The sequence below is a fragment of the Loktanella fryxellensis genome (assembly GCF_900110065.1).
GTDB classification, from domain to species: Bacteria; Pseudomonadota; Alphaproteobacteria; order Rhodobacterales; family Rhodobacteraceae; genus Loktanella; species Loktanella fryxellensis.
This window is the reverse complement of sequence record NZ_FOCI01000006.1, coordinates 25,106-39,364: the sequence shown is the minus strand read 5'-3', so window position 1 is coordinate 39,364 and position 14,259 is coordinate 25,106. Positions and strand designations below refer to the sequence as shown.

Sequence of the window (14,259 nt, the reverse complement as noted above, 5' to 3'; positions counted from 1 at the left end):
TGATTGTTCCTCATATCCGGCATATGTGTTTTCATATGAACCATCGCCGGACGACGGCCAGCCCGGCGCGTCCGCCCCTGCCCCGCCAAAAGGACCGCCTGCCATGCCAGAGCCCCTGCCCCACATCGCCCTGATCCTGCTGGGCGGCACGATCACCATGACGCGCGACGACAGCGGCGGAATCGCCCCCACCCTGACCGCCGAGGCGCTGTTGCAGGCCGTGCCCGGTCTGTCGGATGCGGCCCGGGTGACGCCGCAGTCGCCCTTTCGGATCCCCGGCGCGTCGCTGACCCTGCCGCATCTGGCGCAGGTCGTGCAGGTGGCGACGCAGGCGGTTGCGGACGGGGCGTCGGGCGTCATCGTCGTGCAGGGCACCGACACGATCGAGGAGACGGCCTTCGTCCTCGACTGTCTGTGGCACCATCCCGAACCGCTGATCGTCACGGGTGCCATGCGCGGGCCGGAGGCGGCAGGGGCGGACGGGCCCGCGAACCTGCTGGCCGCCGCCATCGCCGCCGCGTCGCCCGCGCTGCGGAATGCGGGCGTCCTCGTGGTGCTGAACGATACCGTCCACGCCGCAGCAACGGTGGCGAAGTCGCATACCGGGTCCTGCGCCGCCTTCACCTCTCGCCACGGCGGACCGGTGGCCGAGGTGTGGGAAGGCGCCGTGCAGGTGCTGTCCCTGCCCCCGCGCAAGGCACGGCATCTGACCCTGTCGCCGGATGCGGACATCCCGCCGGTTGCGCTGTTCAAGCCGGGTCTGGGCGAGGATGCCCGCCTGCTGACCGCCCTGCCCGGCCTCGGCTATGCCGGGGTCGTGGTCGAGGGGATGGGGGCCGGTCACACCGCCGCGTGGCTGTCGGACCCACTGGCCGCGCTTGCAGCGCAGATGCCCGTGATCCTGTGCAGCCGCACTGGCGACGGTCCGGTGTTCCGTCGCACCTATGGCTTCACGGGGTCGGAGATCGACCTGATCGGGCGCGGCCTGATCCCCGCCGGTCGTTTGCCAGCGATCAAGGCGCGGTTGCTGCTGCAACTGCTGCTGGCCGCCGGGGCCGACCGCGACGCCGTGGCAGCGGCGTTCGGAGCCTGATGCGGGCTGTCCTTTCGTCAGGGTCCTGACCCACAGCGCGGTGACGTGCTGCGGCAGGTCTGCGCGCGTCCAGCCCGCTGCCGGAACGGCTGGCGCGCCTTCAGCCATGCGTTGTCCGGGCCGGTGCGGCGTCCGATGCTGCACCCTGAGGGGCCGTGGCATCTCCCTCGCTGCGACCTGTGATCAGGTCGGGACAAAACAGGGCTTGCAACCTCCGCCGAATTGTTGATCGTGCGATCAATAGAGTTGATCGGACGATCAATTGTCGCGCTGGAGGGCGCGACGTCTGTGTCAGGGGGGACGCGGAGATGAAGGCATCGGTGGGCGGGTATGCCCGGGCGACGGATCTGCGTCATGCGCTGGACCTGCTGGCCGCAGGCGACGGGTCGGCGCGCATCCTCGCGGGCGGGCAAAGCCTGATCGCGGCGCTGAACATGCGGCTGAGCACGGGCGACCTGCTGATCGACATCAACCGCATCGACGCGCTGAAAGGGATCACATGCGACGGCAGCCGCCTGCGCATCGGCGCGCTGACCCGGCATGCCGAGATCGCGGTGGACCCGCTGGTGGCGCGGCATGCACCACTGCTGCGCAAGGCCACCGACGTGATCGCGCACGCGGCGATCCGCAACAGGGGCACGATCGGCGGGGCGGTGGCCCATGCGGACCCGGCGGCAGAGTTTCCGGCCTGCGTGCTGGCGCTGGACGGCATCATCCACGTCGAAGGCCCGGATGGTGCGCGGGACATTCCGGCCGCAGATTTCTTCGTCGACGTGTTCGAGACGACCATCGCCCCGGACGAGATCCTGACCGCGATCAGCCTGCCCGTGGCAGAGCCGGACGAGCGGCAGGTGATCCACGAATTCGGCCGCCGGTCCGGTGACTACGCGCTGGCCGGGGTCTGTCTGGTGCGCCGCGCCGCGGGACACCGGATCGTGTGCATCTCGGTCGCCACGCGGCCGGAACTGGCGACAGCGGCGATGGCGCGGCTGGACGCAGGCGACCCCGACGGCGCCGTGGCCGCGCTGGAAGAGGCGCTGGACCCGCCGTCCGACACGCAGGCCACCGCCGCCTATCGCCGCCACCTTGCGGGCGTCATGCTGCGCCGCGCCGTGGCCGACATCACCGGAGAGACCGCATGACCGCCACCTTCAACGACCGCATCGACATCGCCCTGACCGTGAACGGCGAGGCCGTGACCGCCCGCGTGCCTGCGGGCCAGCACCTGACCGATTTCCTGCGGCTGGAACTGGGCCTGACCGGCGCCCATGCCAGTTGCGAACACGGGGTCTGCGGCGCCTGCACGGTGCAGGTCGATGGTCAGGCGGTGCGCGGCTGCCTGATGCTGGCCGCACAGGCCGAAGGCAGCACCGTCTGGACCATCGAGGGGCTGACCGACACCGGTGTCGTGGCCGACCTGCAGGCGGAATTCGTCGCGCGCAATGCGCTGCAATGCGGGTTCTGCACGCCGGGGATGCTGGTCGCGGCGCAGGACCTGTTGTGCACGGCCATGGCGCAGGGCGGCGAGGTGCCGGACCGGGCGGCGATCCGCGAACACCTGTCCGGCAACTACTGCCGCTGCACCGGTTACGAGGCGATCGTGGACGCGATTTCCGCCGTGGCCGAAGCGCGCCACGCGGGGACTGCCGCATGACCCTCGATTTCGGCAACCCTGACCGTCCGAACAGCTATATCGGCAAAACCGTGCCGCGCCCGAATGCCGCCCGGCTGGTGCAGGGGCGCGGCGCCTATGTCGACGACATGGTGCTGCCGCGCATGGTGCATGTGGCTTTCGTCCGCAGCCCCCATGCCCACGCGGCGATCACCGGGATCGATGCCACGGCAGCACTGGCCGAGCCCGGCGTCCTACGGGTATTGACCGGGGCGGATATCGCCGCCGTCTGCACCCCGTGGGTCGGCGTGCTGGCGCATCTGAAGGGGCTGAAATCGCCGCCCCAACATGCCCTCGCGATGGACCGCGCCGTCTGGGTGGGCGAGCCGGTGGTGGCCGTCGTGGCCCGCACCCGCGCCGAGGCGGAGGATGGCGCGGCACTGGTCGAGGTCGATTACGACCCGCTGCCGGAGGTCACCGACATGATGACCGCGCTGGATGCCGATACCCCGGTGCTGCACGCGGACATGGGCGACAACCTCGCCTTTCGGCGGCTGCACGACCACGGCGACGTGGATGCAGCGTTTGCCGCCGCGCACACGGTGGTCGAGGCGCGGTTCAAGACCGGACGTCACACGGGCGTCACGCTGGAACCCCGCTCGATCCTCGTGGACTGGAAGCCCGGCGACGGGCTGATGACCGCGTGGCACGCGACACAGGCCCCGCACATGATGCAGGTCGTACTGGCCAAGCACCTCGACCTGCCCGAAAGCCGCGTTAGGGTGATCTGCGGCGACGTCGGCGGGTCCTATGGGATCAAGGTCCACATCTATCCCGACGAGATCGCCACCGCCGCGATCGCCAAGATCATGGCGCGCCCGGTCAAGTTCGTGGCCGACCGGCTGGAAAGTTTCACTACCGACATCCATGCCCGCGATCACGAGGTGACGGGGCGCATCGCCTGCAATGCGGACGGCAAGATCCTCGCCTTCGACATCGACGACTGGACCGCGATCGGCGCCTATTCGGTCTATCCGCGCACCTCCGCGATCGAGGGCAATCAGGTCGTGAACCTGTGCGGCGGGCCCTATGACTTTGCCAACTACCGCGCGCAGACGACGGTGGTGTTCCAGAACAAGACGCCGACCAGCCAGTATCGCGCCGTGGGCCACCCGGTCGCTGTGACCGTGACCGAGGGACTGGTGGACATGGCGGCGGCGAAACTCGGCATCGACCCCATCGAGATGCGCCGCAGGAACGTGTTCGCCGACGACGCCTATCCGGCGGTCAGCCCGTCCAACATGCGGTTCGAGGGGTTGTCGCATCAGGCCAGTCTGCAAAAGCTGGTCGATCTGATGGGCTACGACGCCCTGCGCGCCGATCAGGCGGCGGCACGGGCGCGCGGCATCGTGCGCGGCATCGGCATCGCGAGCTTCATCGAGCTCACGAATCCTTCGCCCTTCATGTACGGTATCGGCGGGGCGCGGATTTCGGCGCAGGACGGCTGCACCGTGCGGATGGACCCGGACGGCAGCATCGTCGCGGCGTCCTCCGTCACCGAACAGGGTCAGGGAACAGAGGCCATGCTGTCGCAGATCGTGGCCGAAGGCGTCGGCGTCCTGCCCGCACAGGTCCGCATCGTCACCGGCGACACGCAGGCCACGCCCTATGGTGGCGGCACATGGGCGTCGCGCGGCGCGGGCATCGGTGGCGAGGCGGCCCTGCAGGCGGCGCGCGCCCTGCGCGAGGCGATCCTGACCGTGGCGGGGGCCATGCTGCAATGCGAGCCTGCGACGCTGGACATCCGGGACGGGAGCGTCGTGGACATGGCCGACGGGGCAGACCGGATGCCGTTGGCAGAGCTGGGGCGCATCGTTTATTTCCGCGGCGACACCCTGCCCAAGGGGCTGCCGCGCGAGCTGGTCCAGACCCGGCACTATACCCCCGCCGACTATCCCTTTGCCTTCACCAACGGCGTGCAGGCATCCTATGTCGAGGTCGATACCGATACCGGCGACGTCAAACTGCTGAAGCACTGGTGCGTCGAGGATTGCGGGCGCATCATCAACCCGCAACTGGTCGACGAACAGATCCGCGGTGGCATCGTGCAGGGTCTGGGCGCCGCCCTGTTCGAGGAATTGCACTACGACGCCGAGGGGCAGTTGCTGAACGGATCGCTGGCCGACTACCTTGTGCCGATGGCGGGCGAGATGCCCGACATGATCGTGGCCCACGTCGAGACGCCGACGCTGGAAAGCACCCTTGGCGCCAAGGGCGCCGGCGAGGCGGGCACCGCAGGTGCCGCGGCGGCGGTGATGAATGCGATCAACGATGCGCTGCGACCCATCGGGGGGGAGGTGACGGCGATGCCGTTCACACCCGAGCGGGTGCTGCGCGCATTGGGGAAACTGCAGGACTGATCAGGTCCTGAACGACACCGGGCCACGGCCCACCAACAGGGAGGAACACCATGACGATCCGCACATATCTGGCCACCACCGCACTGACGGTTCTGGCGACCGGCGCCTTTGCGCAGGACACGATCACCATCAACATCGGCTCTGCCTATCCCGAGTCGAACATCTGGACCTATGCGGTCAAGAACGCCTTCCAGCCCGAAGTGGACCGCATCCTGGCGGAGACCGGCGAATATGCCATCGACTGGGTCGAGGCCTATGGCGGCACGCTCTACAAGTTCACCGATACCCGCGCGGCGGTGGCCGACGGCATCGTCGATGTCGGCGTCGTGGCGACGGTGTTCGAGGGTGCGGCGATGCCCCTGCAGAACGTCACCTATTTCACGCCTTTCGCGACCAGTGACCACAAGCTGCTGATCAGCATCTTCGACGACCTGACCGCCAACCTGCCGGAGCTGCGCGACAGCTGGACCGAACAGAACATGGTCCACCTGTCGTCGCTGATCACCGACAACTACGACATCTATGCGACTTTCCCGGTGGCCACGCTGGCCGACCTGCAGAACCGCAAGCTGAACGCACCGGGCACGGCGGCCAACTGGTTGCAGGGCACCGGCGCCACGCCGGTCGCCGGCGCGCTGACCACCTACTACACCAACATCCAGACCGGCGTGACCGAAGGGGCGCTGTCGTTTGCGTCCGGCATCCTGCCGACCCGGGTGTACGAGGTCGCGCCGGAACTGACCCGCGTCGGCATCGGGTCCATGGTGTTCGGCGCCATCGCCGCGAACAAGGATTTCTACGACGGCCTGCCCGCCCCCGTGCAGGAGGCGTTCCAGCAAGCGTCCGACGTCACCTCGACCGCGCATGGCGACTACGTCGAAGAACTGGCCGCGCAGGCGATGACCGAGATGGAGGCGGCGGGTCTGAAAATCACCACCCTGCCCGAGGAGGTGAAGGCCGAGTGGGTCGCGAACCTGCCCGACATCGTGGCCCCCTGGCTGGAACAGACCGGCCCCGCGGGCGAGGTCGTGCTGAGCGCCTATTTCGACGCGCTGCGCGAGGCTGGCGTGACGCCGGCCCGCGACTGGTCCGCCGACCGCTGAGGCAACCCGACCATACCCAAGGCCCGCGCCGACGACCGGCGCGGGCACGATCATGACGACCTTTACACGACGGGGCGGGGACGATGGCAGACGACACGCAGATGGACGACGACGGCACGGACCGGGTTCCGACCTTTGCCGATGCGCCCGTCGGTGCGGTGCTGTGGCGGGTGGCGAACGTGCTGTCGGCCATCGGGACGATCTGGATCGGCCTGATGATGCTGCTGATCGTGGCGGACGTGCTGTCGCGCAACATCCTGAGCACGCCGATCACCGGGGTTTCCGAAATCGCGGGCCGGTCGGTGGTGGCCATCGTGTTCCTGCAGATCGGTGCGGCGGTGATGCAGGGGCGGCTGACGCGGGCCGATTTTCTGCTGCGCCGGATCGCTGCGGCCAGCCCCGCGACACTGCGCGGGCTGGAGGTGGCCTTTGCCCTGACCGGCGCGCTGGTGTTCGGGCTGATCCTGTGGGCGTCGTGGCCGAACCTGATCTCGTCTTGGGCCACCGCAGACTTCTTTGGCGTGCAGGGCGTCTTCACCATCCCGACATGGCCGTTCCGGGCGATCACCGTGATCGGCTGCACCGTGACGGTGCTGGCCTGTCTCTATCAGGCGACTGTCGCCAAGCCCTTCACCGATGAAAGCCTGCTGACATGACCACCCTGACCATCGGCTTCATCCTGATCGCCCTGCTCATCGCCCTCGTGCTGCTGGGGCTTCAGATTGCCTATGCGCTGTTCGCGGTGGGGTTCCTCGGGATCTGGATCATTCGCGGCAACATCGAACTTGCGTTCCGCATGATCGAACTGACCGCCTACAGCGGGATCGAGGACTACCTGTTCGCCACGATCCCGCTGTTCGTGCTGATGGGCCTGCTGGTCAGCGTGTCGAACGTGGGCCGCGATACGTTCGAGGTGGCCGAGGAGTTGCTGCGCCGCGTGCTGTGCGGTCTGGGTGTGGCCACGGTGGCGGCCAACACGGTCTTTGCCGCCGTCACAGGCGTGTCGATCGCCTCTGCCGCCGTATTCACCCGCGTCGCCGTGCCGGAGATGAAGCGGCACGGGTATCGCCCCGCCTTTGCCGCAGGCACCGTCGCGGGCAGTTCGGTGCTGGGCATGATGATCCCGCCCAGCCTGCTCTTGATCATCTATGGCGTGCTGGCCGAGGTGTCGATCGGCGGCATGTTCATCGCCGGGCTGATCCCGGGCGTTCTGCTGGCCGTGGGGTTCGTCGTCATGCTGATGACCGTGTCGGTGGTCTGGCCGGGGTTCGTGTATGTCGATCCGGCGGCCGCCACGGCCAAGCGGCTGGACCGCACCGCGCCGCGCATGCCGGTGCGCACGATGCTGTCGAAACTGCTGCCGATCGCGGTGCTGGTCCTGCTTGTGCTGGGCGGCCTCTATTCCGGCTATTTTACTCCGACCGAGGCGGGTGGCATCGGCGCTTTCGGCGCGCTGCTCATCGCGCTGGCCCGCCGCAGTCTGGACCGCCACAAGATGTGGAGCGTGATGAAGCAGACCGGCGCGATTTCCGTCGCGATCCTGATCCTGCTGGTCGCGGCCAGCTATTATTCGCGGATGCTGTCCATCGCGGGCCTGCCCAACGCCATCGCCGAACTGGTGCAGGCGGGGGGCTTCTCTCCGATGGGGTTCCTGCTGTTCTATACGGTGGTCATCCTCGCGATGGGCATGATCCTCGACAGCACCTCGATCCTGCTGATCATGGTGCCGATTGCCGCCCCCATCGCACAGGGGCTGGGCATCGACCTGACGCAGTTCGGCATCATCACCGTGCTCGCGGTCGAAATCGGCCTGCTGACGCCGCCCTTCGGCATCTCGGTCTTCACCGTGCACAACACGCTGAACGATCCGCGCGTCAGCGTGGAACAGATCTTTGCCGCCACGATGCCCTTCATCGGGATCATGCTGGCGGTGCTGGTGCTGGTCGCACTGGTGCCAGCGGTCTCGACCTTGCTGCAGTAAGGGGGACGATGCCGCTGCGGATTGCTCATCCTTTGGTTGAAAAATGACAGACGTCTAGCAGAATTTCTTTGACCCAAGGTCAAGCAGGTGGTCCATTGCTGGCGGGGGAGTCCAAAGATGAAGCGCGCGCCGACCTTGGCCGATGTGGCAACCCGTGCGGGCGTCAGTTACGCCACGGTGGACCGCGTCGTGAACGCACGCGGCAGTGTCGCGACCAGATCGAAGGATCTGGTGCTGCAGGCCGTGTCGGATCTGGGTTATGTGCGCAACGTCGCTGCGGCCAATCTGGCGCAGGCCCGCACCTATCGGTTCTGCTGCATCATCCCGGACGGCACCAACGGCTTCATGCAGCGGGTCTGCGATATCCTGCACCGCGCGGCAGAGGCGCTTGCCACGGACCGCGTAGCGGTCGAGGTGCGGCGCATCGCGGCCTTCGATCCCGTCGGGCTGCGCGCCTGTCTAGATGATCTGGCGGCGACGCCAGTCGATGGCATCGCACTGGTCGGCACCACCGACGCGCGCGTCGATGCGGCAATCGCCGCCCTGCGCCGCCGCGGTGTGGCCGTCGTCACGCTGATTTCCGACATGCCCGGATCGACCCGCGACGCCTATGTCGGGATCGACAATCTGACGGCGGGGCGCACCGCTGCAGGTCTGATCCTGCTGGCGCATCGCGGCAAGGCGGGTCGCGTGCTGCCCATCGTCGGCGCCCTGTCGGCACGCGACCATGCGGACCGGATTGACGGGTTGCGGCAGTCGCTGGCGGGGTCCGGCGTGGCGGTGGCACCGCTGATCGAAGGGCTGGACCGGCACGACGTCGTGGCAGGCAAGGTGCAGGCCGCCCTGAGCGCCGATCCGGGGATCACCGCAATCTACAGCGCGGGGGCCGGTAATGCGGGGCTGTTCCGGGTGATCGCTGGCTGGACCGATACACCGCCCCGCCCCATGGTCGTGGTGCACGAACTGCTGGATGCATCGCGTCAGGCACTGGAACAGGGCCTGATCGACATCGTCATCGACCAGCGCCCGGAGGACGAGGTCGCCAGAACCCTCGACGCGCTGCGCCATATGGCGGACCGGCGTCCGCTGCCGCCGCTGCCGCAGATCGTCCCGGCGATCTACATCAAGGAAAACCTGCCCGTTGCGCGGTCCGACAGCCGCCCGGTGCCATTGGCGGAGTCCGCATGATGACCATCCCGGGTCCCGTCCTGTCGCTGCGCGGCGTGTCCAAGAGCTTTGGTCCGGTTCAGGTCCTGCATGGCATCGACATCGACCTGCATGCGGGTCAGGTGCTGGCGCTGATCGGCGAGAATGGTGCCGGCAAGTCGACCACGATGAAGATCCTCGCAGGCTACCAGCCACCGACCGGCGGCACGATCCTGCTGGACGGACAACCCGCCACACTGTCGGGGCTGCGCGCCTTCGAGGATGCGGGGATCGTGCTGATCCATCAGGAATTCAATCTGGCGGAACAGCTGACCGTCGAACAGAACGTCTTTCTGGGGCGCGAGCTGCGGCGCGGCCTGCTGCTGGACAAGACGCGGATGCGGCAGTTGACCCGCGACTACCTCGACCGGCTCGATTGCGCGGTGGACCCGGACACGCCGGTGTCGAAGCTGTCGAATTCCGACAAGCAGATGGTCGAGATCGCCAAGGCACTGGGACGCCGCGCCCGCATCCTGATCATGGACGAACCCACCGCGGTGCTGACCGGGTCCGAGGTGGACACCCTGTTCGCACAGATCCGGGTGCTGCGCGATGCGGGCACGGCGGTGCTGTTCACGTCGCACAAGCTGGGCGAGGTGGCTGCGATCGCTGACCGGGTCACGGTGATGCGCGACGGCCATGTGGTGCGCACCGATGCCGCGCGCGCCATGACCGAGGACGACATGGCCACCGCGATGGTCGGGCGCGACGTGTCAGACCTTTACCCTGCAAAGCCGGGGGTGGCGGCTGATGCGCCGATGGCCCTGCGGGTCGCGGGTCTGGATGTTCCCGGCTGGGCAAGCGATATCGCCTTCGACCTGCGCGCGGGCGAGATCGTCGGGATCGCCGGTTTGATCGGGTCCGGCCGGACCGAGGCGATGGAGGGGCTGTGCGGCCTGCGCCCCGCCACCACCACCCGGCTGGAGATCGCGGGCAACCCGGTCCATGTGCGCAGCACGCAGGACGCGCTGGCACACGGGTTGTGTTACATGACCGAGGACCGCAAGCTGCGTGGCCTACTGCTGACCAAGGGGATGCGCGACAACCTGACGTTGCAGGCGTTGCACCGCTTTGGCCGCGTTGTGATCGACAGGGGCGCCGAGGATCGCGCCCTGACCCAGGCCATCGCGGATTTCGACATCCGTGCCGGCAACCGCGACGTGGCGGTGGGCAACCTGTCGGGGGGCAACCAGCAGAAACTGCTGCTGGCCAAGATCATGCAGTCGCAACCGCGTGTCCTGATCGTGGACGAACCGACCCGTGGCATCGACATCGGCACCAAGCAGCAGATCTATGCCTTCCTCCGCCGCCTCGCGGCGGAAGGGCGGGCCATCATCGTCGTGTCGTCGGAACTGCAGGAGGTGATCGGCCTGTCGGACCGCGTGCTCGTCATGCGGCAGGGTCGGATCGCCGCCACCCTTGCGGACGACGACATCAACGAGGCCACCATCCTGCGGCACGCCATCGGTGTCGCCGCCCCCCAGACCCGGAAGGCAAGCTGATGACCACACAGACCGTCACGACGCGGACTCCGCCGCCCCGCCGCCTGCCGTCGATGAGCGTGCTTGGCCCGATCCTCGCCCTCGTGATCCTCGTGATCGTCGGCGCGCTGATGAACAGCAGTTTCCTGAGTGCGGGCAACATCAACAACGTGCTGTCGCGGTCCGCCTTCATCGGGATCATCGCGGTCGGCATGACATTCGTGATCACGGCCGGCGGGCTCGATCTGTCGGTGGGGTCGATGGCGGCGTTCATCGCGGGGCTGATGATCCTGGTGATGAACGCGGCCCTGCCCAGCCTCGGCGTCGGCGTGCCGATCATCCTCCTCGGCATGGCGGTGGCATTGGTCGCGGGAATCCTCGCGGGGTTGCTGAACGGCTTTTTCATCACCACGCTGGGGATCGAGGCGTTCATCGTCACGCTGGGCAGCATGGGGATCTACCGCAGCCTCGTGACGTGGCTGGCGGACGGCGGCACGCTGTCGCTGGATTTCGACCTGCGCACCTTCTACCGCCCGGTCTATTTCGACGGTATCCTCGGCATCGCCTGGCCGATCATCGTCTTTGCGGCCGTCGTCATTGTCGGCGAGATCCTGATGAGCCGCACGCGGTTCGGCCGCCACTGCGCCGCGACCGGATCGAACGCCCATGTGGCGCATTATTCCGCCGTGAACGTCGACCGCACGCGGCTGGCGACCTATGCCATGCTGGGGCTGCTGGTGGGCGTGGCGACGATCATGTACGTGCCGCGCCTTGGCTCCGCCTCCGCCTCGACCGGGGTGCTGTGGGAGCTGGAGGCGATCGCCGCCGTCATCATCGGCGGGACCGTGCTGAAGGGCGGCTTCGGCCGGGTCTGGGGCACGGTGATCGGCGTGCTGATCCTGGGCTTGATCGACAACATCCTGAATTTGACCGACCTCGTATCGCCTTACCTCAACGGCGCGATCCAGGGGGTCATCATCGTTCTGGCTGTCATCCTGCAGCGAGAGGCCAAGGCAAAGGGCTGACCACTTTGCCACTCTGGGAGGAGAACCAATGTCTTACATGAAAACACTGTTGGCCGGAACGGCTGCCATCGCCATCGCCGGATCTGCCATGGCGCAGGACGCGGAAACGCGGGTGATCGGCGTGTCGATCCCGGCGGCGACCCACGGCTGGGCGGGGGGCATGAACTTTCACGCGCAGCAGGCGGTGGAGCGGCTGGAGGAAGTCTATCCGCAGCTTGACTTCGTGCTGTCGACGGCGCCCGACGCAGGCACGCAGGTCAACGACATCGAGGACATGGTCGCGACCCGCAACATCAGCGCGCTGGTGGTGCTGCCGTTCGAGAGCGACCCGCTGACCCCCCCGGTGCAGGCCGTCGCCGACAGCGGCGTCTGGGTCACGGTCGTTGACCGCGGCCTGTCGGTACCGGGGATCGAGGATCTGTATGTCGCGGGGGACAACACCGGGTTCGGTCGCGTGTCCGGTGAATACATGGCATCCAAGATGCCGGACGGCGGCAACATCGTCGTGCTGCGCGGCATCCCCACCACCATCGACAACGAGCGTGTTGCAGGCTTCGAGGAGGCCATCGCAGGTTCCGGCATCGAAGTGATCGACATGCAGCACGGCAACTGGAACCGCGACGACAGCTTCAACGTGATGCAGGACTTCCTGTCCAAGCATCCGCAGATCGACGCCGTCTGGGCGTCCGACGACGACATGGCGGTGGGTGTGCTTGCCGCGATCGAGGCGACCGACCGGACCGACGTGCAGTTCGTGCTGGGCGGTGCGGGCATGAAGGAGATGGTGCAGCGCGTGATGAACGGCGACACGATGATCCCAGCCGACGTGACCTATCCGCCGTCGATGATCGCCACGGCGATCGAGATGACGGCCGTGGGCCTGACGTCGACCGCGCCAGTGTCCGGCACGTTCACCATCGGGTCGGTGCTGATCACGCCCGAGAACGCCGAGCAGTTCTACTATCCCGACAGCCCGTTCTGAGCAAAGCCGCAACCCGTCAGCCCGGTTTGCCGGGCTGGCGGGTAAGTCTCAGATCCAGCTTGCGCGGACCGCGACCTTTGACCGGCGGCACAGCGTGCATCGCGCGGCGACCCATCGGCGGGGTCCGCCACCGCATCGTGCAGGCATCCAGCCGACAGTGGCCTTCGGTCCGCTTGGTGACCTTGTCCGACCTGAACGTCAGGGGCGGCGCAGACGTCGAGACGGTCGGACCATGTCCAGCCTTTCAGCATCAGCACCCGGTGACGGACCGGCCTGCCTCCATGCCCACCGCTAACGTTCGACCAGTTCGACCCGCCTGTTCAGGGTGCGCCCCGCGTCTGTCGCATTGGTGGCGCGCGGGGCGAACGGGCCCACGCCTGCGGCGGTGATCCGGCTAGGCGGGATGCCGTCTGCCGCAAGGGCGGCAACCACAGCCGCCGCGCGGTCCTGCGACAGGATCAGGTTCGCATCGGCGTCGCCGACGCCGTCCGTATGGCCAACGATGAACACCGAGACCTCTGGATTCGCTGCAAGATAGCTGACCATTTCGGCCAGGGCGGGTGCAGCTTCCAGTGTCAGGTCCGCCGTGCCGAAATCGAAATAGACGTTCTCGATCGCGATGTGACCGTCATCGGCAATGCCCTTGGCCATGGCCGCGGCATCGACCATGCGCGTCTGGACCGCGCCGGTCGTCACCAGATCGACGTGCACCGCAGCCCGGCCCGCTGCCGCACCGGTGATCGAGCCGGACTGATTGCGCGCGACATAGACCGCGATGTGCCGCTGCCCGTCACCGGACCGGGCGGCCAGATAATGCTCGTCGCCATCGATGTAGAGGGCGAAGGTCGACGCCTCTCCCAGGTTCGAAAAGTGCCGTGCGATGGGATAGATCACCAGCTTGCCCAGCAGGGCATTGTTGCTGCCGCAGTCCCGGCCGCTGCAGGCGAAGAGCGGCTCGAACCCTTGGGCCAGCAGCGCATCGCGGTAGTTGACATACACGTCCGTGGGGCTTGCGCCGTCGGGGGCCACATACAGCCTGCGCTGCATCGCGCCTTCCAGTGCGATGGACGTCTCCGGCGCGCCCGCCTTCATCGGGCCGGTCGGCAGGGCGAACAGCGCGAACCCCGGATCGTCGGCCCCGAACAGGCAGGCCCCGTCATAGACCGGCACCCCGTCCAGCGGCGCGAACCCTGCCACATCCGGACAGGACTGCGCCGACACCAGCGTCGGACCGGCCAGACACAGGGCCAACACCGCGCTGCAAACGCCCAGATGACCTGATGGTTTGTTCACTTCATCCTCCCGTCGATGCTGCAGGTGGAAAACCCCAAGAGCGCGGTCGAATTTGGGACGGAG

12 protein-coding genes are annotated in these 14,259 nt (G+C 67.5%); 11 read left to right on the top strand and 1 reads right to left on the bottom strand.

Annotated features, from left to right (window positions below):
• The first annotated feature begins 103 nt into the window (after window positions 1–103).
• The 11 genes from BMX16_RS06210 (at window position 104) to BMX16_RS06160 (ending at window position 12,903) form a co-directional block, all read left to right on the top strand.
• Window positions 104–1,093, top strand: a complete 990-nt coding sequence (locus BMX16_RS06210) for an asparaginase (RefSeq protein ID WP_089900355.1) — start codon at window positions 104–106, stop codon at window positions 1,091–1,093.
• A gap of 308 nt (window positions 1,094–1,401) precedes the next feature.
• Window positions 1,402–2,235, top strand: a complete 834-nt coding sequence (locus BMX16_RS06205; RefSeq protein WP_089900352.1) for an FAD binding domain-containing protein — start codon at window positions 1,402–1,404, stop codon at window positions 2,233–2,235.
• Window positions 2,232–2,747, top strand: coding sequence for a (2Fe-2S)-binding protein (locus tag BMX16_RS06200; RefSeq protein ID WP_089900349.1), 516 nt, complete (start codon window positions 2,232–2,234; stop codon window positions 2,745–2,747). The genes BMX16_RS06205 and BMX16_RS06200 overlap by 4 nt, the downstream gene beginning before the upstream one ends.
• The gene (locus BMX16_RS06195) at window positions 2,744–5,125 is read left to right on the top strand and encodes a xanthine dehydrogenase family protein molybdopterin-binding subunit (RefSeq protein ID WP_089900347.1); all 2,382 of its coding nucleotides are present in this window, start codon (window positions 2,744–2,746) and stop codon (window positions 5,123–5,125) included. The genes BMX16_RS06200 and BMX16_RS06195 overlap by 4 nt, the downstream gene beginning before the upstream one ends.
• Before the next feature lie 50 nt (window positions 5,126–5,175).
• A complete protein-coding gene (locus BMX16_RS06190) occupies window positions 5,176–6,228 on the top strand; it encodes a C4-dicarboxylate TRAP transporter substrate-binding protein (protein ID WP_089900345.1) in 1,053 nt (350 codons plus the stop codon).
• An 83-nt stretch (window positions 6,229–6,311) separates the two neighbouring features.
• Window positions 6,312–6,884, top strand: a complete 573-nt coding sequence (locus BMX16_RS06185; protein ID WP_089900343.1) for a TRAP transporter small permease subunit — start codon at window positions 6,312–6,314, stop codon at window positions 6,882–6,884.
• Window positions 6,881–8,209, top strand: coding sequence for a TRAP transporter large permease (locus BMX16_RS06180; protein ID WP_089900340.1), 1,329 nt, complete (start codon window positions 6,881–6,883; stop codon window positions 8,207–8,209). The genes BMX16_RS06185 and BMX16_RS06180 overlap by 4 nt, the downstream gene beginning before the upstream one ends.
• Before the next feature lie 117 nt (window positions 8,210–8,326).
• Window positions 8,327–9,397: a LacI family DNA-binding transcriptional regulator gene (locus tag BMX16_RS06175; protein WP_089900337.1), complete on the top strand. Its 1,071-nt coding sequence runs from the start codon at window positions 8,327–8,329 to the stop codon at window positions 9,395–9,397.
• A 5-nt stretch (window positions 9,398–9,402) separates the two neighbouring features.
• Window positions 9,403–10,917 (top strand): sugar ABC transporter ATP-binding protein, encoded by a 1,515-nt coding sequence (locus BMX16_RS06170; protein WP_177174593.1) that lies wholly within the window; start codon window positions 9,403–9,405, stop codon window positions 10,915–10,917.
• Window positions 10,917–11,921, top strand: a complete 1,005-nt coding sequence (locus BMX16_RS06165) for an ABC transporter permease (protein ID WP_177174582.1) — start codon at window positions 10,917–10,919, stop codon at window positions 11,919–11,921. The genes BMX16_RS06170 and BMX16_RS06165 overlap by 1 nt, the downstream gene beginning before the upstream one ends.
• Before the next feature lie 37 nt (window positions 11,922–11,958).
• Window positions 11,959–12,903, top strand: a complete 945-nt coding sequence (locus BMX16_RS06160; RefSeq protein ID WP_089900688.1) for an ABC transporter substrate-binding protein — start codon at window positions 11,959–11,961, stop codon at window positions 12,901–12,903.
• Window positions 12,904–13,194: 291 nt separating this feature from the next.
• Here the strand turns inward: BMX16_RS06160 and BMX16_RS06155 are convergent, their stop codons facing one another.
• Window positions 13,195–14,196, bottom strand: a complete 1,002-nt coding sequence (locus tag BMX16_RS06155) for an OmpA family protein (RefSeq protein WP_089900334.1) — start codon at window positions 14,194–14,196, stop codon at window positions 13,195–13,197.
• Window positions 14,197–14,259: the final 63 nt, after the last annotated feature.